This window comes from Amycolatopsis balhimycina FH 1894, assembly GCF_000384295.1.
Classification (GTDB): domain Bacteria; phylum Actinomycetota; class Actinomycetes; order Mycobacteriales; family Pseudonocardiaceae; genus Amycolatopsis; species Amycolatopsis balhimycina.
On the sequence record NZ_KB913037.1, the window covers coordinates 6,094,194 to 6,115,455 of the forward strand.

General features: G+C 69.0%; 19 protein-coding genes. 13 read left to right on the top strand and 6 right to left on the bottom strand.

Annotated features, from left to right (window positions below):
• Genes A3CE_RS0127805 through A3CE_RS0127815 form a run of 3 tightly spaced genes read left to right on the top strand, consistent with a single transcriptional unit; the run spans position 1 to position 2,896 of the window.
• Positions 1-1,230 (top strand): ABC transporter permease, encoded by a 1,230-nt coding sequence (locus A3CE_RS0127805; RefSeq protein WP_125592061.1) that lies wholly within the window; start codon positions 1-3, stop codon positions 1,228-1,230.
• Positions 1,230-1,622 (top strand): cytidine deaminase, encoded by a 393-nt coding sequence (locus A3CE_RS0127810; protein ID WP_020643373.1) that lies wholly within the window; start codon positions 1,230-1,232, stop codon positions 1,620-1,622. The genes A3CE_RS0127805 and A3CE_RS0127810 overlap by 1 nt, the downstream gene beginning before the upstream one ends.
• Positions 1,619-2,896: a thymidine phosphorylase gene (locus A3CE_RS0127815; protein WP_020643374.1), complete on the top strand. Its 1,278-nt coding sequence runs from the start codon at positions 1,619-1,621 to the stop codon at positions 2,894-2,896. Before A3CE_RS0127810 ends, A3CE_RS0127815 begins: the two co-directional genes overlap by 4 nt.
• A 331-nt stretch (positions 2,897-3,227) precedes the next feature.
• On the opposite strand, the gene A3CE_RS0127825 is transcribed toward A3CE_RS0127815, so the two are convergent.
• Entirely contained in the window at positions 3,228-4,352 is a 1,125-nt protein-coding gene (locus A3CE_RS0127825; protein WP_020643376.1) for a coiled-coil domain-containing protein, read from the bottom strand.
• A gap of 213 nt (positions 4,353-4,565) precedes the next feature.
• Here A3CE_RS0127825 and A3CE_RS0127830 point away from each other — a divergent pair, with 213 nt between their 5' ends.
• Positions 4,566-5,660 (top strand): adenosine deaminase, encoded by a 1,095-nt coding sequence (locus A3CE_RS0127830; protein ID WP_026468930.1) that lies wholly within the window; start codon positions 4,566-4,568, stop codon positions 5,658-5,660.
• Between the two features lie 111 nt (positions 5,661-5,771).
• Positions 5,772-6,983: an MFS transporter gene (locus tag A3CE_RS0127835; RefSeq protein WP_043792627.1), complete on the top strand. Its 1,212-nt coding sequence runs from the start codon at positions 5,772-5,774 to the stop codon at positions 6,981-6,983.
• A gap of 261 nt (positions 6,984-7,244) precedes the next feature.
• Here A3CE_RS0127835 and A3CE_RS0127840 read toward each other — a convergent pair whose 3' ends face one another.
• A complete protein-coding gene (locus A3CE_RS0127840) occupies positions 7,245-8,507 on the bottom strand; it encodes a hypothetical protein (protein WP_020643379.1) in 1,263 nt (420 codons plus the stop codon).
• A 151-nt stretch (positions 8,508-8,658) separates the two neighbouring features.
• Here A3CE_RS0127840 and A3CE_RS0127845 point away from each other — a divergent pair, with 151 nt between their 5' ends.
• Complete coding sequence (locus A3CE_RS0127845; RefSeq protein ID WP_020643380.1) at positions 8,659-11,163, top strand: DEAD/DEAH box helicase; 2,505 nt, start codon at positions 8,659-8,661, stop codon at positions 11,161-11,163.
• Positions 11,164-11,245: 82 nt separating this feature from the next.
• A complete protein-coding gene (locus A3CE_RS57480; protein WP_020643381.1) occupies positions 11,246-11,392 on the top strand; it encodes a hypothetical protein in 147 nt (48 codons plus the stop codon).
• 175 nt (positions 11,393-11,567) lie between these two features.
• On the opposite strand, the gene A3CE_RS0127855 is transcribed toward A3CE_RS57480, so the two are convergent.
• Entirely contained in the window at positions 11,568-12,551 is a 984-nt protein-coding gene (locus A3CE_RS0127855; RefSeq protein WP_026468931.1) for a sugar-binding transcriptional regulator, read from the bottom strand.
• A gap of 128 nt (positions 12,552-12,679) precedes the next feature.
• Here A3CE_RS0127855 and A3CE_RS0127860 point away from each other — a divergent pair, with 128 nt between their 5' ends.
• The 4 genes from A3CE_RS0127860 to A3CE_RS0127875 are packed head-to-tail and all read left to right on the top strand — an operon-like array spanning position 12,680 to position 16,773.
• Positions 12,680-13,684: a zinc-dependent alcohol dehydrogenase family protein gene (locus tag A3CE_RS0127860; RefSeq protein WP_020643383.1), complete on the top strand. Its 1,005-nt coding sequence runs from the start codon at positions 12,680-12,682 to the stop codon at positions 13,682-13,684.
• Positions 13,671-15,011 (top strand): ABC transporter substrate-binding protein, encoded by a 1,341-nt coding sequence (locus A3CE_RS0127865; RefSeq protein WP_020643384.1) that lies wholly within the window; start codon positions 13,671-13,673, stop codon positions 15,009-15,011. The genes A3CE_RS0127860 and A3CE_RS0127865 overlap by 14 nt, the downstream gene beginning before the upstream one ends.
• Entirely contained in the window at positions 15,011-15,943 is a 933-nt protein-coding gene (locus A3CE_RS0127870) for a carbohydrate ABC transporter permease (protein ID WP_020643385.1), read from the top strand. The genes A3CE_RS0127865 and A3CE_RS0127870 overlap by 1 nt, the downstream gene beginning before the upstream one ends.
• A complete protein-coding gene (locus A3CE_RS0127875; RefSeq protein WP_020643386.1) occupies positions 15,940-16,773 on the top strand; it encodes a carbohydrate ABC transporter permease in 834 nt (277 codons plus the stop codon). The genes A3CE_RS0127870 and A3CE_RS0127875 overlap by 4 nt, the downstream gene beginning before the upstream one ends.
• 61 nt (positions 16,774-16,834) lie before the next feature.
• Here the strand turns inward: A3CE_RS0127875 and A3CE_RS0127880 are convergent, their stop codons facing one another.
• From A3CE_RS0127880 to A3CE_RS0127890, 3 genes are read right to left on the bottom strand one after another with little or no spacing between them, the layout of a single operon-like run.
• On the bottom strand, positions 16,835-17,029 hold the full coding sequence (locus tag A3CE_RS0127880) for a ferredoxin (protein WP_020643387.1): 195 nt from the start codon (positions 17,027-17,029) through the stop codon (positions 16,835-16,837).
• 37 nt (positions 17,030-17,066) lie between these two features.
• The gene (locus A3CE_RS0127885) at positions 17,067-18,257 is read right to left on the bottom strand and encodes a cytochrome P450 (RefSeq protein WP_020643388.1); all 1,191 of its coding nucleotides are present in this window, start codon (positions 18,255-18,257) and stop codon (positions 17,067-17,069) included.
• A 10-nt stretch (positions 18,258-18,267) separates the two neighbouring features.
• The gene (locus A3CE_RS0127890) at positions 18,268-19,488 is read right to left on the bottom strand and encodes a cytochrome P450 (protein WP_020643389.1); all 1,221 of its coding nucleotides are present in this window, start codon (positions 19,486-19,488) and stop codon (positions 18,268-18,270) included.
• 179 nt (positions 19,489-19,667) lie between these two features.
• Between A3CE_RS0127890 and A3CE_RS0127895 the strand changes: the two genes are divergently transcribed.
• The gene (locus A3CE_RS0127895; RefSeq protein WP_020643390.1) at positions 19,668-20,306 is read left to right on the top strand and encodes a TetR/AcrR family transcriptional regulator; all 639 of its coding nucleotides are present in this window, start codon (positions 19,668-19,670) and stop codon (positions 20,304-20,306) included.
• Positions 20,307-20,391: 85 nt separating this feature from the next.
• Positions 20,392-21,258 carry a GH12 family glycosyl hydrolase domain-containing protein gene (locus A3CE_RS0127900; RefSeq protein WP_020643391.1) on the top strand — a complete coding sequence of 289 codons (867 nt, stop codon included), beginning with the start codon at positions 20,392-20,394 and terminating at the stop codon, positions 21,256-21,258.
• The last annotated feature ends 4 nt before the right edge of the window (positions 21,259-21,262 follow it).

Below are 21,262 nucleotides of genomic sequence, written 5' to 3' on the forward strand. Positions count from 1 at the left end.
ATGCCGGTGCAGCGCAAGCGCGGCCGGGTCCCCGGCTGGCTGCGCGGCGTGATCTGGGCCGTGATCGCCATCGCCGTCGTCTCGACGGCGTCCTACTCGACCGGCGTCGCCGCGCTGACGTCGTCGAACACCGCGTCGACGGCGTTGCGGCTGGCCCTGCCGATCCTGCTGTGCGCGCTGGGCGGCCTCTGGGCCGAACGCGCGGGCGTCGTCAACATCGGCCTCGAGGGCATGATGATCCTCGGGACCTGGGGCGCCGCCTGGGGTTCGTACAACGGCGGTGTCTGGGCCGGCCTGGTGGCCGCGCTCGTCTTCGGCGCGCTCGGCGGGCTGCTGCACGCGGTGGCGACGGTGACGTTCAACGTCAACCACATCGTCTCCGGCGTCGCGATCAACCTGCTCGGCCTGGGCGTCACGAAGTACCTGGCGAACCTGATCTTCGCGCCGCTTTCGGGCAACCCGCGGCAGTCGCCGGTGGTGCCGAAGTTCGACACGTACTCGGCGAGCTTCCTCTCGGACTGGCTGGGCGACCTGGAGAAGCAGCAGCGCGTCGGCATCTCCGACGTCGCGGGCATCCTGCGCGGCCTGGTCACCGAGGTGGCGCCGCTGACGATGATCGCGATCATCCTGGTGCCGGTGAGCTTCTGGGTGCTGTGGCGGACCCGGTTCGGCCTGCGGCTGCGGTCGTGCGGCGAGAACCCGGTGGCCGCCGAGTCGCTCGGCGTCAACGTGTACCTGCACAAGTACGTGGCCGTGATCATCTCCGGCGCGTTCGCCGGGATGGGCGGCGCGTCGCTGGTGCTGCTGCGCGGCGGCGCGGACTACCTGGAGAACCAGACGAACGGCCGTGGCTACATCGGCCTCGCGGCGATGATCTTCGGCAACTGGCGGCCGGGTGGCCTGCTCGGCGGCGCGGCGCTGTTCGGCTACGCGGACGGCCTGCAGCTCGCCGGCGGCGGCGAAGCGGTGCTCGCGCTGCTGTACGGCGCGGTGATCCTGGTCGCCGTGATCGTCGTCGTGCAGCTGTTCCGGAAGCAGTGGATCGCGGCCGGGCTCGGCGTCGTCGGCGCGGGCGTGCTGTACGCGATCTACTGGGCCAACGACACGCTGCCGTCGGACCTGATCCCGTACACCGCGCACTTCGTGACGCTGATCGTGCTGGCGGTGGCTTCGCAGCGGCTGCGGCCGCCGAAGGCCGACGGCCAGCCGTACCGACGGGGTGAGGACTGATGACGTCCACAGTGGATTGGGACGCTCTGCGTTCTCAGGCGATCGAAGCGGCTTCCCATGCGTACGCGCCTTATTCGGGCCTGCACGTCGGGGTGGCCGGGATCGTCGACGACGGCCGGGTCGTGACCGGGTGCAACGTCGAAAACGCTTCCTACGGGCTCGGGCTGTGCGCGGAGTGCACGATGGCCGGGCAGCTGCGGCTGTCGGGCGGCGGGCGGCTGGTCGCCGTGGCGTGCCGCAGCGGTGCGGGTGACCTGCTGATGCCGTGTGGGCGGTGCCGCCAGATCCTGTTCGAGCTGGGCGGCTCCGCGTGCCTGGTGGACACTCCGCGCGGGGTGCTGCCGATGTCCGACGTCCTGCCGGACGCGTTCGGTCCGGACGACCTGCCGTGAGCGGGTTTGCGGCGGTCGACGTCATCCGGACGAAACGGGACGGCGGCACGCTTTCCGACGAGCAGATCGACTGGGTCGTCGACGCCTACACCCACGGTGTCGTCGCCGAAGAGCAGATGTCGGCGCTGGCGATGGCGATCTTCCTGCGAGGGATGACCTCGGCCGAGATCTCCCGCTGGACGCACGCGATGATCGCGTCGGGGGAGCGGCTGTCGCTGTCGGTGTCCCGCCCGACGGTGGACAAGCACTCGACGGGCGGGGTCGGCGACAAGATCACGCTGCCGCTGGCGCCGCTGGTGGCCGCGTGCGGCGCGGCGGTGCCGCAGCTGTCCGGGCGCGGGCTCGGGCACACCGGCGGGACGCTCGACAAGCTGGAGTCGATCCCCGGCTGGCGGGCTTCACTGTCCACTTCGGAGATTCAGGCGCAGCTCGAAGACGTCGGCGCGGTGGTCTGCGCGGCGACGTCCGGGCTGGCCCCGGCGGACAAGAAGCTGTACGCGCTGCGGGACGTCACCTCGACGGTGGAGTCGATCCCGCTGATCGCCAGCTCGATCATGAGCAAGAAGATCGCGGAAGGCGCGTCCGGGCTGGTCCTGGACGTGAAGTTCGGGTCGGGCGCGTTCATGAAGTCTCTGGACCAGGCCCGGGTGCTGGCCGGTGCTTTGACGTCGATCGGCGCGGACCACGGCGTCCCGACGACGGCGTTGCTGACCGACATGAACGTCCCGTTGGGGCGGGCGGTCGGCAACGCGGTGGAGGTCGCGGAGTCGGTCGCGGTGCTTCAGGGCGGTGGGCCGTCGGACGTGGTTGCGCTGACTCTCGCCTTGGCGCGGGAGATGCTGGCTCTCGCCGGTCTCGACGTGGACCCGGCGGCGGTGCTGGCTTCGGGGGAGGCGTACGAGGTCTGGTGCCGGATGATCTCGGCCCAGGGCGGCGACCCTTTGGCTGCTTTGCCGACGCCTTCCCACGTGCACGTGGTTACGGCGCCTTCGTCGGGCGTACTGGCTTCGCTGGACGCGTACGCGGTGGGTGTCGCAGCCTGGCGGCTGGGCGCGGGCCGGGCCCGCAAGGAGGACCCGGTCCAGGCGGCGGCGGGCATCCTGTGCCTGGCCAAGCCCGGTTCTTCCGTGACCGAGGGTGAGCCGCTGCTGGAGCTGCACACGGACACCCCCGACGCGATCCCGGCGGCCCTGGAGGCCTTGGAGGGCGGCTTCACGATCGCCGACTCGGCCCCCGCCCCGGGCCCGATCGTCGTGGAGACCATCCGCGCCTAGCTCGACTGTGATGATCATCGCGAAGATGATCACCCACCCGAGTGACCTCGCAGGTCGTAACTCGCGTGATCAAGCCCGGAACTCGCGTGATTGAAGCCGGAACTCGCGTGATCAAGCCCGTCACGGCCCCGATCACGCGAGTTCCGGCTCCAGTCACGCCGGACCCGGCCCCGATCACGCGAGTTCCGGCTCTGATCACCAGGTCGCCTGCCGCCTGGCCGAGGTCATGAGGGGCACCCTCATGGACTTAAGAGCCATGAGGGTGCCCCTCATGACCCATGAAGAGGCCCCCGCCGGCGAACCGGCGGGGGCCCTCTTCATGGGGCTGGGGTTACTCCGTGGCTTCTTCCGAGCCTTCGCCCGCCTTGGCCTTCGCGTCGGCCGGCTTCGGGGCGCGGCCGTTGCGGGAGCTGCGCCGCGGCTGGCGCGGGGCGGGCGGGGGCGGCGAGATCTGCTGGACCGCCGGGCCGCCGCCGAGCATCAGCTCCGCGAACGTCGCCATCGCCTCGTCGAGCTGGCCGCCGATGCGGCGGACGCTCTCGTCGTTGCTCTTGCGGACCAGCGTGTCCACCGAGTCGGTGTCCGGCTGCTTCGACAGCGTGCCCTCGACCTTGGACAGCCCGGCCTTGAGCGCGCCGTCGAGGTCGCCGATGCCCGAGAGGAAGCCGTCCTCCACCTTGTCGAGGCGGGAGGCCAGGTCGTCGAGGCGGGTGGTGACCGTTTCGAGCCGGTTGCCCAGGTTCTCCAGCCGGTCGGACGCGTCGATCATCTCGCCGGTCTCGGTCAGCGCGACCTTGAGCGCCTCGGTGTTCGCGTCGATCCGCTCGTGCGTGGTGCGGCCCAGTTCGCCGAAGCGCTCGTTCGTGACGCGGCTCAGCTCGTCGACCTTGTTCCGCAGTTCGTGGTCGGCGTGGTCGACGCGGTCGCGCAGCGCCGACTCGGCCTGCTCGATCCGCTCGCGGACCGGGCCGTGCACCGACTGCGGGATCGACTCGAGCTTCGCGTCCTGCTTGTCGAGGTGGCCGCCGACCTCGTCGATCCGGCGGTGGATGTTCTGGAGCTTGTCCTCGAGCCCGTCCATCCGGCCGCCGACGCCCTCGAGGCGCGCCGCCATGCCGTCCAGCCGCCCGTCGAGCTGCGCGAAGGGCTTGGCGAGCTTGTCGACGATGCTCTCGACGGCGCGGGTCAGCGCGGCGATCGCGTTGTCCTGGGACTCGAGGCGGGACATCGTCTCGTCGAGGCGCTCGGCGAGGACGCTGACCTCGGTGCGGTCGGGCATCTCGGAGAGCCGCTTGCGGACCGCGCCCAGCGAGTCCACCGGCGCGAGGCGGGCGTAGATGTCGTCGAGCGCGTCGAAGATCTGCTGCTGCTCGCTCTCACGCACTTCGGCCGCGCGCACCAGCATGTTGCGCATCCGGTCGAAGGACGGGGCGGCAATGTGGTTGTCAGTGGTCACTGCTGTGTGTCCTTCGTCGGCGGGGAAATGGGAGGGACGTGCCACGAAGCTTAACGATTGCGAAATTGCTGTGCGTATGGCCCCCGTGAAGCGCGTATTACGGAGGCTGCCCCCGGATGGCCGATTCGTCACATGATCGTCAACGCTGAGCGTTGACCCGAGCCTGAGAGTTACCGCCATGTAGGGGAATGACATCGAGGTTACCGTTGGGGGATGCCTGACGAAAGCCCTGTTCTGCCCATCGAGACACTCCGCCGCGCACCCAAGGTGCTGCTGCACGACCACCTCGACGGCGGCCTCCGCCCGGCCACCGTCGCCGAGCTCGCCGACGCGACCGGCTACGCCGGTCTGCCCACCACCGACGCGGCCGAGCTGGGCAGTTGGTTCCGCCGTGCGGCCGACTCCGGCTCACTCGTTTCCTACCTGGAGACCTTCGCGCACACCTGCGGGGTGATGCAGACGGAGGAAGCGCTGGTCAGGGTCGCCGCGGAGGCGGTCGAGGACCTGGCCGCCGACGGCGTCGTCTACGCCGAGGTGCGCTACGCACCGGAGTTGTTCGTCGAACGCGGTCTGTCACTCGATGCGGTGGTTGAGGCTGTCCAGGCGGGGTTCACGGAGGGCGCACGGCGGGTGGCCGCGAACGGCGGCAGCATCCGGGTCGGGACGTTGCTCTGCGCGATGCGCCAGCACGCCCGCGCGCTCGAGATCGCGAACCTCGCCGTCCGCTACCGCGACGCCGGTGTCGCGGGCTTCGACATCGCCGGGCCCGAGGACGGATTCCCGCCGACCCGCAATCTCGACGCGTTCGAATATCTGCGTCAGAACAATGCGCATTTCACCATTCATGCCGGGGAAGCCTTCGGTTTACCGTCCATTTGGGAGGCCATTCAGCACTGCGGGGCGGAGCGGCTCGGGCACGGCGTGCGCATCATCGAGGACATCAAGACGGACGCGGACGGCACGGTCCACCTTGGACGGTTGGCCGCGTACGTCCGCGACCGCCGCATCCCCCTGGAGATCTGCCCGACGTCGAACGTCCAAACTGGCACCGTGCGCTCGATCGCCGAGCACCCGATCGGCCTGCTCGAGCGGCTGCGGTTCCGGGTGACCGTGAACACGGACAACCGGCTGATGAGCGGATGCACGATGACCAGCGAATTCGCCGCGCTGCACGAGGCGTTCGGCTATGGTATCGACGACTTCCGCTGGTTCACGATCAACGCGATGAAATCCGCGTTCATCGATTTCGACGCCCGGATCGCGCTGATCGACGGCGTCATCAAGCCCGGGTACGCCGCCCTGAGCTGACTCCCGCTGCCAGGACCGCAACCGCCCACTAAGGCAGTTGCGGTCCTTAGGCACGCCAACTATCGTTCACCATATAGGAAGTTGTTCTCATAATTTGAGACGGTGGCGAAGATGGCGCAGGTCGCGAGCGGTTCGGGTGAGCAGGTGCAGACGAGTTCCCGGCGGTGGCTCATCCTCGCGCTCGGCCTCGCCGCGCAGACCGCGAGCTGCTCGTTCCTCTACGGCCTTCCGTTCCTGGTCCCCGCCATGCGGGCCGCGGAGCAGCTGACGCTGGCCGAGGCCGGCACGGTCGTCGCGGCGCCGAGCATCGGACTGCTGTTTACCCTGATCGTGTGGGGCGCGGCTGCGGACCGTTACGGAGAGCGCCTCATCATGGCCCTCGGCCTGGGCCTTTCGGGGTTACTCCTGGTGTACGCCGGGGTGGGAACTCACCCGGTCGGGCTCCTCTTTGGGGTGTTTTTGGCGGCCGGCGCCTGTACGGCTTCGGTGAACGCGGCGAGCGGTCGCGTCGTGATGGGCTGGTTCGCGAAGTCCGAGCGCGGCGTGGCGATGGGGATCCGCCAGACGGCCCAGCCGCTCGGGGTCGGCGTCGCCGCGCTGGGCCTGCCGCCGCTGGCTTCGCAGTTCGGGTTCCGCGCGGCCGTCCTGCTGCCGGCCGGGCTCGCGATCGTCGTCGCGCTCCTGGTGGCGTGGCTGGTGACGGACCCGCCGCGGCCGCCTCGCCCGGCGAACGGTGTCAAGCCGCCTTCGCCGTACCGGCACGCGACGCTGTGGCGGGTGCACGGCGCGAGCGCGCTGCTGGTGGTGCCGCAGTTCGCGGTGTCGGCGTTCGCGCCGGTGTACCTGGTGGCGGTGCAGCACTGGAGTCCCCTGACGGCGGGCTGGTACCTGGCGGTGGTCCAGGTCCTGGGCGCTGCGGGCCGGCTGGGCTCGGGCCGGTGGTCGGACCGGGTCGGCAGCCGCCTGCGCCCGATGCGGCAGCTGGCTTTCGCCAGTTGCGCGGTCATGCTGCTGGTGGCGCTCGGCGACACGACCTGGCCGTGGCTGGTGCTGCCGGCGCTGGCCCTGGCGGGGGTGATCACGGTGGCGGACAACGGCCTGGGCTTCACGGCGTCGGCCGAACTGGCGGGCCTGGCGTGGTCGGGCCGCGCGATGGGCACGCAGAACACGGGCCAGAACATCGCGGCCTCGCTCACGCCGCCGCTGCTGGGCCTGGTGATCGGCGACAGCAGGTACGCGCTGGCGTTCTGCGTCGCGGCGGTTTTCCCGGCCCTGGCGATCGCGGTGGTCCCGATCCGCGCGGAGCACACTGCGGACGACTGAAACCAGCCGCGCCCGCGGGGGCGCCCCCCGTCTCCAGCGTATCGCTCGCGTCCGACACGAACCGGCCGCCGAAGCCGCCGCAGGGCCAGGTTGTCCACAACCGGCGGAGGCTGTGGAGCGATCCGCCGGGCCGATGCCGTGAACGACTCTTTCCTGGCGTCGGACGTCAGAACGACTCTTTCATGACGTCCGGCGACCGGCCCCGGACACGGCGAAGGCCGCCTCCCCAACTCCGGGAGACGGCCTTCGCCGGAAGGAACGTCAGGCGACGGTGAGGCGGTTCTCGAACGTCTCCACCAGCTTGCGCCACGCGCTCTGCTCCGCGTCGAACGGCGCCGACGGCTCGAGGCGCGTCGGGTCCGGGCGGAGCACGAACGACACCAGCCAGCCCAGGCTCTCGTTGCCCGCCAGCGCCGTCTCGGCCGAGTCGTCGCCCGCCCAGTCCGCCGCGTCCGTGATCAGCTCGACCGCCAGTTCCAGCTGGGTCGGGTCGATCGCCTCCGGGCCCTCCGCGATGTCCGCGTCCAGGCCCGTAAGGACGTACGTGTTCTCCGGGTCGACCTCGATCTCGAGCTCGCCCGCCGTCGCCTTCGCCAGGACCTCGTCCCACGTGGACACGTCGGCGAGGTCGGTGTCGGCCAGGTCCTTGCCGTCGGCGAGGGCCCTGGCGAGTGCGCCCGGAGAGGTGAACACGTCGATCTCGCCCTCGCTGCCGAGGAACACCGGCGCGTCGTCGAGGTAGCAGCGCAGCGTGTAGTACTCCGCGCCGGACGTGATGATCTTGACCGGGTCGATGCCGACCTCGGCCCAGAACCCGACCGGAGCGTCGTCTTCCTCGTCATCGGAGTCGTCGTCCGAATCGGTGTCGATCGCTTCGAGGTCCTCTACGCCGTCGGCGCCGGCCTCGGCCTCCGCGGACTCCTCGTGGAACGCCGCCAGCTCCTCGGCGGTCTGCTCCAGCACCTTCTCGTCGACCTCCGGCTGGGTCACCAGGCCGTCGATCGCGTCGAGGATGGTGTCCCACTTCTGCGACACCGTCTCGGACAGGTCGTTCCACACCTGCACGCCGACGCCCCCGGTGAACGGCAGCGTGCCCTGGTCGAGCAGCGAGAAGCCCTCGGTCGAGTCGAGGATCTCGTGGACCTCTTCGAGGTCGCAGACGTCGGCGAGCGAGCGCACGATGCCGACGATCTCGGCCAGCTCCGCGATGTGCCAGACGTCCGGCTCCTCGGCGACGAGCTCCGGCACGCCGACGAGGTCGTACGTGTGGTCCTCGTCCGGGATCAGTTCGGGCACGTTCAGCGAGGGCACGGCATCCCAGGCCGGGTGGTCGAGCAGGTCGTGCCGCTCGGACGTGCGGACGAAAGCGGCCAGGTGAGCGGCGTCCGGGAAGGCGTACAGGTCGTCCTCGTCGCCGAGGAACGCTTCCCACTCCTCGCCGTCTTCCCGCCAGCGCGGGGCCCACAGGGTGACGACGTCGCCCTGCGGCAGCCCGAGTTCGATCGGGATGATGTCCTGTGCCATTCCTAAGCCCTCCGGATTACCGCCCGTGTGCGCGCGAGACCGGAAGTATGCTCCGGTCGGTGCGCGGTACCGCGAAGCCTACGGGTTTCCCACTCGCGATGCGATCGCCCCTGCCGACTTTGCGGCGAGCGGATGGCACGATAGGCGTCTGATGACTCTCACAGACCTCCTGCCTGCGGATCCCGACCCCGACGCCCTCTTCGAAGCCTTCACGACCTGGACGGCCGAACGGGGCATCGAGCTGTACCCGGCGCAGGAGGAGGCGGTGATGGAGGTCGTCTCCGGATCGAACGTCATCCTGTCGACGCCGACCGGTTCCGGGAAGAGCCTCGTCGCCGTCGGCGCGCACTTCACCGCGCTCGCCCAGGGCCGCCGCAGCTACTACACCGCGCCCATCAAGGCCCTTGTCTCGGAGAAGTTCTTCCAGCTCATCGACATCTTCGGCGCCGAGAACGTCGGGATGATGACCGGCGACTCCAGCGTCAACCCGGACGCCCCGATCATCTGCTGCACGGCGGAAATCCTGGCGAACATCGCGTTGCGGTTCGGGTCGGAAGCGCCGGTCGGGCAGGTCGTGGCCGACGAGTTCCACTTCTACTCCGAGCCCGACCGTGGCTGGGCGTGGCAGGTACCGCTGCTGGAGCTGCGAGGAGCCCAGTTCGTCCTGATGTCGGCGACCCTGGGCGATGTCTCCTTCTTCGAGAAGGACCTCACCCGCCGCACCGGCAAGCCGACCGCGGTCGTCACGTCGGCGCAGCGCCCGGTGCCCCTGACCTTCCGGTACGCGCTGACGCCGCTGCACGAGACGATGTCCGAGCTGCTCAACGGCGGCCAGGCGCCGGTCTACGTCGTGCACTTCTCGCAGGCCGCGGCCATCGAGCGGGCGCAGACGCTTATGAGCATCAACGTCACGTCGAAGGCCGAAAAGGAGGCCATCGCCGAGCTGATCGGCGACTTCCGGTTCGCCGCCGGCTTCGGCAAGACGCTCTCGCGGCTGGTCCGCCACGGCATCGGCGTCCACCACGCCGGCATGCTGCCGAAGTACCGCCGGCTGGTCGAGACCCTCGCGCAGTCCGGGCTGCTCAAGGTGATCTGCGGGACCGACACCCTCGGCGTCGGCATCAACGTGCCGATCCGGACCGTGGTCTTCTCCGCGCTGACGAAGTACGACGGCGTCCGCCAGCGGCACCTCAAGGCACGCGAGTTCCACCAGATCGCCGGCCGGGCCGGGCGCGCGGGTTACGACACCGACGGCTACGTCGTCGTGCAGGCGCCGGACCACGTCGTCGAGAACGCCAAGGCCCTCGAGAAGGCCGGCGACGACCCGAAGAAGAAAAAGAAGATCGTCCGGAAGAAGGCGCCGGAGGGTTTCGTCAACTGGACCGAGAGCACGTTCGACCGGCTCATCGCGGCCGAACCCGAGCCGCTGACGTCCAGCTTCAAGGTCACGCACTCGATGCTGCTCAACGTGATTTCGCGGCCGGGCAACGCTTTCGACTCGATGCGGCACCTCCTGGAGGACAACCACGAGGACCGCGCGTCGCAGCGCAAGCTCATCCTGCGGGCCATCGCGATCTACCGCGCGCTGCTCGCCGCCGGTGTCGTCGAACGACTGTCCGAACCGGACGAACAGGGCCGGATCATCCGGCTCACTGTCGACCTGCAGTTCGACTTCGCGCTCAACCAGCCGCTTTCGCCGTTCGCGCTGGCCGCGATCGACCTGTTCGACCTGGAGTCGCCGAGCTACCCGCTCGACGTCGTGTCCACTGTGGAGGCCACAGTGGACAATCCGCGGCCGGTGCTTTCGCAGCAGCAGTTCAAGGCGCGCGGCGAGGCCGTGAACGCGATGAAGGCCGAAGGCATCGAGTACGACGAGCGCATGGAGCTGCTCGAAAACGTCAGCTACCCGAAGCCGCTCGAAGAGCTGCTGCAGGGCGCGTTCCACAGCTACCGGCAGGGCCATCCGTGGGTCGACGACTACGAGCTGTCGCCGAAGTCGGTCGTGCGGGACATGTACGAGCGCGCGATGAACTTCGTCGAGTACGTCGGTTTCTACCAGCTCGCGCGGTCGGAAGGCCTGGTGCTGCGCTACCTCACCGACGTCTACGACTCGCTGCGCCACACGGTGCCGGACGAGGCGAAGACCGAGCCGCTGCAGGACCTCATCGAGTGGCTCGGCGAGCTCGTCCGGCAGGTCGACTCGAGCCTCCTGGACGAGTGGGAGGCGCTGCGGCACCCGGACGAAGAGGGTCCGGTGTCGACGCGGCCGCCGGAGCTGCCACCGGCCGTCACCCGCAACGAGCGCGCGTTCCGCGTCCTGGTGCGCAACGAGCTGTTCCGCCGGGTCGAGCTGTTCGGGCGCCGGGCGTGGAACGTGCTCGGCGAGCTGGACGCGGCGTCCGGCTGGGACGCCGAAGCGTGGGAAGACGCCATCGAGGACTACTTCGAGGAGTACGAGACGCTCGGCACCGGCCCGGACGCGCGCGGCCCGGCACTGCTGATGATCGACCAGCAGCCGGACGTCTGGAAGGTGCGGCAGATCTTCGACGACCCGGCGGGCGACCACGACTGGGGCATCAGCGCCGAGGTCGACCTGGCGGCGTCCGACGAGGCCGGGATGGCCGTGGTGCGGGTGACCGCGGTGGGCGCGCACTGAGCCGCACTCGTTGCGCCCAACGGCGCAACCCGGCGGCATGGTTCCGGGGTTAGCGTGGAGGCTCCGGAACCTGGGAGGGACCATGGGGAACTTCAAGCGCGTGCTGGCCGGGATCTTCGTCGCCGCGGCGGTGGTCGTGGCCGTCGCACCGGCCGCGTCGGCCGCATCGATGGTGGAATACGCGTTGCTGGCGAGCCCGAACGCGACCGCCATCGAATACGGCCTCTGAGCCTCAGCTCACCGGTGATCAGAGCCGGATCTCGCGTGATTGGAAGCGGATCTCGCGTGATTGAGGGGGCATCACCCGTGATTGGAGGGTCGACTCGCGTGATGGGGGAGTCGACACGCCGGATCGGCGAGTTGCCGCCGTGTCGACCCTTCAATCACGCGTGTCGACCCTTTGGTCACGGCCGGGGAGGGTTTTTGGTGGCCAGGGCGAGGAGGGGGACGGCGGCTGCGGCGTCGGTGATCAGGGTGGAGACCATGCCTGAGCGGAGGACCGCGTCCACCGCGGCCGCTTTCGGGCGGCTGTAGCCCAGGGCGATCACCTCCGGGACCGCCATCAGCTCCTCGTGGCTGATCGCCAGGACGTGGTGGGCCAAGCCGGTGGAGAGAGCGTTTCCTGACGCGTCGAAGAGGCGGGCCGCGACCTCCGCCGTCGCGCCGCGGGCCGCGATCGCCGCGCGCTCGGTCTCGTCCAGCGCGTCGTACACCGTCGACTCGCCGGGCTGCCACGAGCCGATGCTGACCACCGCCTTCGTCAGGTTGCGGAACTGGCCGAACGTCTCCGCGATGCCCGGCTGACGTCGCAGCGTCTCGGTCGTGCGGCGGTCGGGCAGCACCAGCGGGCCGAAGATCGGGTACGCGTCGCCGCCGGACACCGCCGTCACGCGGCTGACCGTTTCGACCGACCGCCCGCGCATGTCCATCCCGGCCTGCACCCCGCAGAGCTGGACGATCGGGCACCGCGGCAGCGACCGGATCGCCTCGGTCATCGCGTTCACCGACCGCGCCCACGACAGCCCGATGACGTCCGACGGCGTCGCGATCTCCTCCAGCAGCCGCGCCGCCAGCGAGCCGATCTTCGCCCGGACGACCTCCTTCGGGTCCCGCTCTGTTGAGCGTTCGAGCACCAGCGCGCGCTCGAGGCCGTAGGCCGAGCGCACCTCGTCGGACAACGCCAGGTCCACCGGCGCCGGCAGCGAGAACTCCACCCTGACCAGGCCGGACTCCATGGCGGTGTCGAGCATCCGCGCCACCTTGAACCGGCTGACGCCGAACTCGTCGGCGATCTCCAGCTTGGAGCGTCCCTGCACGTAGAAGCGCCGGGCGACGGTGGCGAGCAGCATCGCTTCAGTGAGCGAAGCGCTCTTACGAGATGCGCTCATATGAGCATAATAGCGCGAAATCTCCCCGAAAGGTTGACGTACTACCGACGTCAGACCTGTAATGCCTTCACATGTTCTCGACGCCATAGGTCAATGTTGCTCATTTGAGCGCGAGAAAGGGGCAAGGCATGCGTGCCGCCATCGTCGACCGGCCCGGTGAGATCAGGGTCGGCGAGGTGCCCGATCCGAAACCCGGAGAACGTCAGGTCGTCGTCAAGGTCGGAGCGTGCGGGATCTGCGGCACCGACCTGCACATCGCGGACGGGCACTTCCCGCCCACGCCGTATCCCATCGTCCCCGGGCACGAATTCGCCGGGGAGATCGTCGAGCTCGGTGCGGACGTGCCGGGCGAGTGGAAGATCGGCGACCGCGTCGCCGTCGACCCGTCGCTGTTCTGCGGCTACTGCGGCCCGTGCCGCGCCGGCCACGGCAACCTCTGCGCGAACTGGGGCGCCACCGGCGACACCGTCAACGGCGCCTTCGCCGAGTACGTCGCCGTCCCGTCGTCCACCTGCTACCGCATGCCTGACTCGATGACCTGGGAACAGGGTGCGCTGGTCGAACCCGTTTCCTGTGCGGTGCACGGGGTCCGCCGCGTCGGCGTCGAAGCCGGTGAACGCTTTCTCGTCGTCGGCGCCGGAACCATGGGCCTGATCATGCAGCAGCTGCTGCAGCGTTCGGGCGCGCAGGTCACGGTCGTCGACCGCAACGAAGCCCGGCTGCCGCGAGCAGCCGGTCTCGGTGCCGTCGGAACCGCAACGGACGTCAGCGACCTGAACGGCGAGAAGTTCGACGTCGCGGTCGACTGCACCGGCGCCGCGCCCGCCATCGAAGCCGCCTTCGACGCGATCCGGCGCGGGGGACGGCTGCTGGTCTTCGGCGTCGCCCCGGCCGAAGCCCGCGTCGCGCTTTCGCCGTTCCGCATCTACAACGACGAAATCACCATCGTCGGGTCGATGGCCGTGCTGCACAGCTTCGGCGCCGCGCTCGACCTCGTCGCGAGCGGCGCGATCGACACGGACGCGCTGCTCACGGACACCCTGCCGCTGGAGCAGTATCCCGAGGCGCTGGCCAAGATGCGCAGCGGCTCGGGCCTCAAGGTGCAGGTACTCCCCGGAGGTGGCCGTGCGTAAGCTCCTCACTCTCCTCGCCTCGACGTCGTTGCTGGTCACGGGCTGCGCGGGCGCGGGCTCGATCGGCACCGGAGGCAGCACGCTCGTCATCGCGATCGTGTCGAACCCGCAGATGAAGGACGCGATCTCGCTCGCGCCGGAGTTCGAGAAGGCCACCGGCATCACCCTGAAGTTCGTGTCCCTGCCGGAAAACCAGGCCCGCGCGAAGATCACCGCCTCGACCGCCACCGAGGGCGGCGAGTTCGACGTCGTCATGATCAGCAACTACGAGGCCCCGCAGTGGGCGGCCAACGGCTGGCTCGAGAACCTCGAACCGCACATGGCGGCCACCCCGGGTTACGACGAAGGCGACTTCATCCCCAGCATCAAGCAGTCGCTTTCGTACCAGAACCAGATGTACGCGGTGCCGTTCTACGGCGAGTCGTCGTTCCTGGCCTACCGCAAGGATCTCTTCCAGCAGGCCGGGATCACCATGCCGGCCAAGCCGACCTGGCAGCAGATCGCGGACTTCGCCGCGAAGCTCGACGACAAGGCCAACGGCGTCGCGGGCATCTGCCTGCGCGGCAAGCCCGGCTGGGGCGAGAGCCTCGCGCCGTTCACGACCGTGGCCAACACCTTCGGCGCGCAGTGGTTCGACAAGGACTGGAACGCCAAGCTGACCTCACCGGAGTTCACCGAGGCCGCGAACTTCTACGTCGACCTCATCCGTCAGCACGGCGAGGTCGGTGCCTCCAGCGCCGGGTTCTCCGAGTGCGGCACGCGCTACACCCAAGGCAACGCGGCGATGTGGTACGACGCGACGGTCATGGCGGGCACCAACGAGGACCCCTCCAGCAGCAAGATCGTCGGCAAGTCCGGCTACGCGCCCGCGCCGGTCGTCAAGACGCAGGCCAGCGGCTGGCTCTACACCTGGGCGCTCGGCATCCCGAAGGTCGCCAAGGACAAGGACGCGGCCTGGAAGTTCATGGCCTGGATGACCGACAAGGCGTACGTGCAGAAGGTCGGCCAGACCTACGGCTGGAACCGCGTTCCGCCGGGCGTGCGCCAGTCGACCTACGCCATCCCCGACTACGCCAAGGCCGCGGCGGCCTACGCGAAGCCCACGCTCGACGGCATCGCGGACGCGAACCAGCAGAAGGTCATGGCGAACCCGGTGCCCTACCCCGGCCTCCAGTTCGTCGGCATCCCCGAGTTCCAGGACCTGGGCACCCGGGTGAGCCAGCAGCTGTCGGCGGCGATCGCCGGCCGCGAGTCCGTCGAAGACGCCCTGAAGCAGTCCCAGGACTACGCCCAGACGGTGGGCGACTCCTACAAGGCGGTGCAGTGATGTCCACGCTCTCCGTAGATACCCCCACCTCCCGCTCCCACGCGAAGGTCGAGGAAAAGAAAGGCCTGAGCACCGCGGCCAGGCGGCGGCTGCCGCTGCTGCCCGCGCTGATCTTCGTCATCGCGGTGACGCAGCTGCCGTTCCTGCTCACCGTGTTCTACTCGTTCCAGTCGTGGAACCTGGTCCGGCCCGGCTCGCGGCACTTCGTCGGCCTGGACAACTACATCGACGTCTTCAGCGACACGACGTTCCTGGTCGCGCTGCTCAACACCGTGGTGCTGACCGTGGTGTGCGTGTTCGTCGCGCTGCTGCTCGGCCTCGGCCTGGCGATCCTGCTCGACCGCAAGTTCCTCGGCCGCGGCGTGGTCCGGACGCTGCTGATCACGCCGTTCCTGATCCTGCCGGCGGCCGGCGCACTGCTGTGGAAGACGACGATGTTCGACCCGACCTACGGGTTGCTGCACTTCGTCTTCGGCACCGACGTCGACTGGCTTTCGGAGTTCCCGCTGGCGTCGGTGATGGCCCAGATCGTGTGGCAGTGGACGCCGTTCATGATGCTGCTCATCCTGGCCGGCCTGCAGAGCCAGCCCAAGGACATCCTCGAAGCGGCCAATGTGGACGGTGCGGGCCGCTGGCGGACGTTCGTCTCGATCACGCTGCCGCACCTGTCCCGGTTCCTGCAGCTGGCCACGCTGCTGGGCGCGATCTACATCGTGAACAGCTTCGACGCGATCTTCCTGATGACCCAGGGCGGCCCGGGCACGGCGAGCACCAACCTGCCGTACTACATCTACCAGCGCGCGTTCGAGGGCTTCGACGTCGGTCAGTCGTCCGCGATGGGCGTGATCGTGGTCATCCTGACGATGATCGTCGCGACCTTCGCGCTGCGCCTGATGTTCCGCACGTTCTCGGTGAGCGGAGGGATCAAGTGACGACTGTTGCTCCGCGCAAGCGGGCTTATGGCAAGGGTTCGCTGACCGTCGCGACCTGGATCATCGCGATCCTGTTCGTCTTCCCGCTGCTGTGGATGATCCTCACGGCGTTCAAGCAGGAGGCGGACGCCTACACCGACCCGCCGAAGCTGTTCTTCACGCCGACGTTCGAGCAGCTCGGCAACGTCCTGAGCGGCGGGTTCCTGCCGTACCTGTCGAACTCGGCGTTCGTCACGATCCTCTCGACGGCGCTGGTGCTGCTCTTCGGCGTCCCGGCGGCGTACGCGCTGTCGCTGGCGCCGGTGAAGGGCACCTCGAACGCGCTCGGGTTCTTCCTGTCGACGAAGATGCTGCCGATCGTGGCGGCGATCATCCCGCTGTACATCATCTCGCAGAACACCGAGCTGCTCGACACGGTGTGGGCGCTGGTCATCCTCTACACGTCGATGAACCTGCCGCTGGCCATCTGGATGATGCGGTCGTTCTTCCTCGAGGTACCGCACGAGATGATCGAGGCGGGCCGGATCGACGGCGCCAACCTGCCGACGCTGCTGCGCAAGATCATCATGCCGGTGGTCGCGCCCGGGATCGCGGCGACCGCGCTGATCTGCGTGATCTTCTCCTGGACCGAGTTCTTCTACGCGGTCAACCTGACGGCGGCCCGGGCCGGCACGGTCCCGGTGTTCCTGGTCGGGTTCATCACCAGCGAGGGCCTGTACTGGGCGCAGCTGTCCGCCGCCGCGCTGCTGGCCTCGCTGCCGGTGATGATCGTCGGCTGGATCGCCCAGAACCACCTGGTCCGCGGCCTGTCCATGGGCGCAGTCAAGTAAGTCCGTGAATGGCACATTGAGAGACGTAGAGTCCCTCAATGTGCCATTCACGGACCTGGGGCTACTCCTGCAGGGAGAGGGCCTGGCTGGGGCAGACGTGCACCGCTTCGCGGGCCTTTTCGACCAGCTCGCCCTCCGGCTGGTCGTTCAGCACGATGACGGTGCCGTCGTCCTCGCTCTGGTCGAACAGCGCGGGCTCGGTGAGCACGCACTGACCGGCGCCGACGCACTTGCCGGTGTCCGCGATGATCTTCATGGTCCTTCTCTCCTGTGGTGGGATGGCAGTTCGTTCTCTACCAGGTCACCGGCAGCCGGTACAGGCCGTAGATGTTCGCGTCGTCCTTGAACGGCAGGTCGTCCACCGAAGCGGCCAACTCCAAAGAAGGCACCCGCCGGAACAGCGTGTCGAAGACGATCTGCAGTTCCATCCGGGCGAGGTTCTGGCCGAGGCACTGGTGCGGGCCGAAGCCGAACGCGACGTGGTGGCGCGCGCCGCGGTCGATGTCGAGGTCGTCCGGGTTCTCGAACGCCCGCGGGTCGCGGTTGGCCGAATAGCCCAGCGCCAGCACGCCCTCGCCGGCGCGGATCAGCTGCCCGCCGACCTCGATGTCCTCGACGCACAGCCGCGCGGTGGCCGCGTCGACGATCGTGAAGTACCGCAGCATCTCCTCGACGGCGTCGAGCGTCTTGCCCGGGTCGTCTTTGACGAGCGCGAGCTGGTCCGGGTTCTCCAGGAGCGCGACGGTGCCCAGCGAGATCATGTTCGCCGTCGTCTCGTGCCCGGCGACCAGCAGCAAGAAGCCGGTCGCGGCGAGCGAGGCCCGCCGGTAGGTGCCCTCTTCGCGGAGCTTGACGATCTGCCGGCCGAGCAGGTCGTCCGGCGGGTTCGCCTCCTTCCCGGCGATGAGGTCACTCATGTACTCGCGCACGGCCTCGACGGCCGCTCGCCGCTCCTCCGGGGGCGTGTCCCGCTTGATCAGCTTCACCGTGTGGGTCTGGAAGAAGCCGTGGTCGGCGTACGGCACGCCGAGCATCTCGCAGATGACCAGCGACGGCACCGGCAGCGACAGCATCTCGACCAGGTCGCCCGGCCGCGGGCCGGCCAGCAGCGCGTCGATCCGCTCGTCGACGATCTCCTGGATCCGCGGCCGCAGCGCCTCCATCCGGCGCACGGTGAACTCGCCGAGGACGGCCTTGCGGGCGGGCCCGTGGTCGGGCGCGTCCATGGTGATCATGGTTCGCTCGTCGTCCGGCCGCCGGAACCCCGGCACCAGCTGCGGGAAGTCCGGGTGCTGCCGGTCGGCGCTGAACCGCCGGTCGTTCAGCACCGTCCGGACGTCCTCGTGCCTGCTGACCACCCAGGCCTGCCTGCCGTCGGGCAGCCCGACGCGGGTGATCGGGTCCTTCTCCCGGATTTCCTCGTACGCGGTGGGCGGTGCGAACGGGCACGTACGGGTCATCGGGAACTCGTGAAGCGTGGTCATGGCGTCCTCCTCACCAGGTCACGGGCAGGCAGTAGAGGCCGAAGATCGCCGAATCGTGCTTGAACGGCAGCTGGTCCACCGGCGCGGCCAGCTTGAGCTCCGGGATGCGGCGGAAGAGCGTGTCGAAGACGATCTGCAGTTCCATCCGGGCCAGGTTCTGGCCGAGGCACTGGTGCGGCCCGAACCCGAACGCGACGTGGTGCCGCGCGCCCCGCTCGAGGTCGAGCTTGTCGGCGTCCTCGAACGCGGTTTCGTCACGGTTGCCCGAGTAGCTCAGCCCGAGCACACCCTCGCCTTCGCGGATCAGCTGCCCGCCGATCTCGACGTCCTGGGTGGCCACTCGCGACGTCGCGAACTCCGCGATCGTGAAGTACCGCAGCAGCTCCTCGACGGCGTCGAGCGTCTTGCCGGGGTCGTTCTTGATGATCTCGAGCTGGTCCGGGTTCTCCAGGAGCGCGACGGTGCCGAGCGAGATCATGTTCGCCGTCGTTTCGTGCCCGGCGAGGAGCAGGAGGAACGCCAGTGAGACCAGCGAGTCGTGGTCGACGTCGCCGTGCTCCTCGCGCTGCTTGAGGATCTGGCGGCCGAGCAGGTCGTCGGTCGGGTCGGCCTCCTTGGCGGCGACGAGCTTGTCGAGGAAGTCCTGCATCTCTTCGACGGCCTGCACGCGCACCTCCTGCGTCACCTCCCGGTTCAGCAAGATGGAGCTGCGCGACTGGAAGAAGTCGTGGTCGGCGTACGGGACGCCGAGCTGCTCGCAGATGACCAGCGACGGCACCGGTAGCGCCAGCGCCGAGACGAGGTCGGCGGGCTTCGGGCCGGCCAGGATCGCGTCGATGTGCTCGTCGACGATCTGCTGGATCCGCGGCTGCAGCGCCTTCATCCGCTTCACGGTGAACTCGCCGACGACCTCGCGGCGGGCGGCGCCGTGTTCCGGCGGATCCATGTTGATCAGCGACGCGCCGAAGCGGCGGCGCTGCGGGCGGCCGTTCTTCACCAGGGTCGGAAAGCCCGGGTTGAACCGGTCGGAGCTGAACCGCGGGTCGGTCAGCATCTGCCGGACCTCTTCCAGGCGCGTGATGGCCCAGGCTTCCGAGCCGTCGGGCAGGCCGACGCGCTGGACCGGGCCCGCTTCGCGCAGCTTCTCGTAGGCGGGCGGCGGGGCGAACGGACAGCTGCGTTCGAGCGGGAAGACGTCGTCGACGGTGGCGGGCTCGGCTACTTCGGTCATTTCGGACCCCCTGAATCGGACGGAAAGTATGCGGAGGATTACATTCCGGTTCTCAGATCCAACGTACCGAAGCGGAAGGACATCGTCCACTAGCTAACGGGTGACGGGGTGCGGATCCGGTCGGTGGCCGTCTGACCATGCGAGAATCAGGCCGCGCGATCCAGCGGAAGGCGAACGGCATGACGGCAGACCCCGACACCACCCTGCGGGCGGACGCGCGGCGCAACCGCGACCAGATCCTGGCCGCCGCGAGGAGCATCTTCGCCGTCTCCGGTGCCGAGGTGCCGATGGAGGAGATCGCCCGCGCGGCCGGCGTCGGCGTCGGCACGCTCTACCGGCGGTTTCCGGACCGGGACGCGCTGGTCCGCGCCGTCGCGATGGACAACTTCGAGCGGGTGCTGGTCGAAGCTCGCGCGATCGCCGCCGAGGAGACGTCGTCGTGGCACGCGCTGGAGCGGCTGCTGCGGCAGTCGGTGGCGCTGCAGCTGAGCGTGCAGCTGGCCATGGTGTCGCACCGGGCGCTGGTGATCCTCAAGAACGACCCGGAAGTCCGCCGGCTGCGCGACGAGATCCTGGCGGTCCTCGACGGCTTCGTCGCCGGTGCGAAGGCCGAGGGCAAGCTCCGCGAGGACGTCGGCGCCGGGGACATCGCGATCCTGTTCGCGACGCTGCTGCGCCAGATGCGCGCGAAGTCGCCGGAGGTCGCGGAGATGGCGGCACGCCGGTGCGTCGGCATCATGATCGACGGCCTCAGCTGCCGGCCCGGCAGCGAGCTGCCGGGGCGTCCGATCATGTCCGGTGACCTCGACCCCGACTGACCCCGGCTGACTTCGCCGAATTTCGTGTAAGGTTCCGCCTCGTTCTGCCGGAATTGCAGCTGCGGGCGGGAAAATGCGACGAAGAATGCTGGCCTTGTTGTTGGCGATTCCCTTTCTGGCGGTCGCGGGCTGCGGCGACGTGCCGGTGGACGGCGTGGCCGCCGCTCCGGCGCCGCCGCCGGTCGCCACGACCTCGTCCACGGCTGTCCCCGGCACGTCCGCCGGATCGGCCACTCCGCCCACGTCCGCGTCCCGACCTGCGCCTCCGTCGACTCCGGCGCCGCCGTCGACCACCCCTGTGCGCAACTGCCGCAGCCCGGAGTTCACGACGACCGACCCCGACGGCGGCTGGTCGGACGGCGGCTACTACGTCCACAACAACATGTGGAACGCCGGTGAAGCGGGCCCGGAAACGCTGCGCGCGTGCGCGTACGACAACTGGTACGTCGAATCCGTCCAACCCGATTCGTCGTCGGTGAAAACCTATCCGAACGTGCACAAGGACATCAACAACCAGAACGGGAAACCGTTCAACGACTATTCGGTGATCAAAACGACCTTCGCGGGCCGTGGCCCGGGCGTCGGCGTGTACGACGTGGCGTACGACCTGTGGCTGAACGGCGTCGGCGACGGCAAGGGTGTCTCGGAGCTGATGGTGTGGACGGAGAACCTCAAGCAGGTCCCGTCCGGCGACAAGCTGACGACCTACACGGCCGGCGGCTCGACGTACGACGTCTGGGCGGACACCGACGGGTACGTGGCGTTCGTTTCGCGGTCGGCGCAGTACTCGGGGAGCCTCGACCTGAAGGCGATGATCGCGTGGTCGATCGGCAAGGGCCTGATCCCGCCGAACCCGACGGTCAACCAGATCGGCTACGGCATCGAGTTCTGCTCGACCGGCGGGGGGAAGGCGCGGTTCACGCTGACGGACTTCTCGGTGACGATGAGCTAGCCGG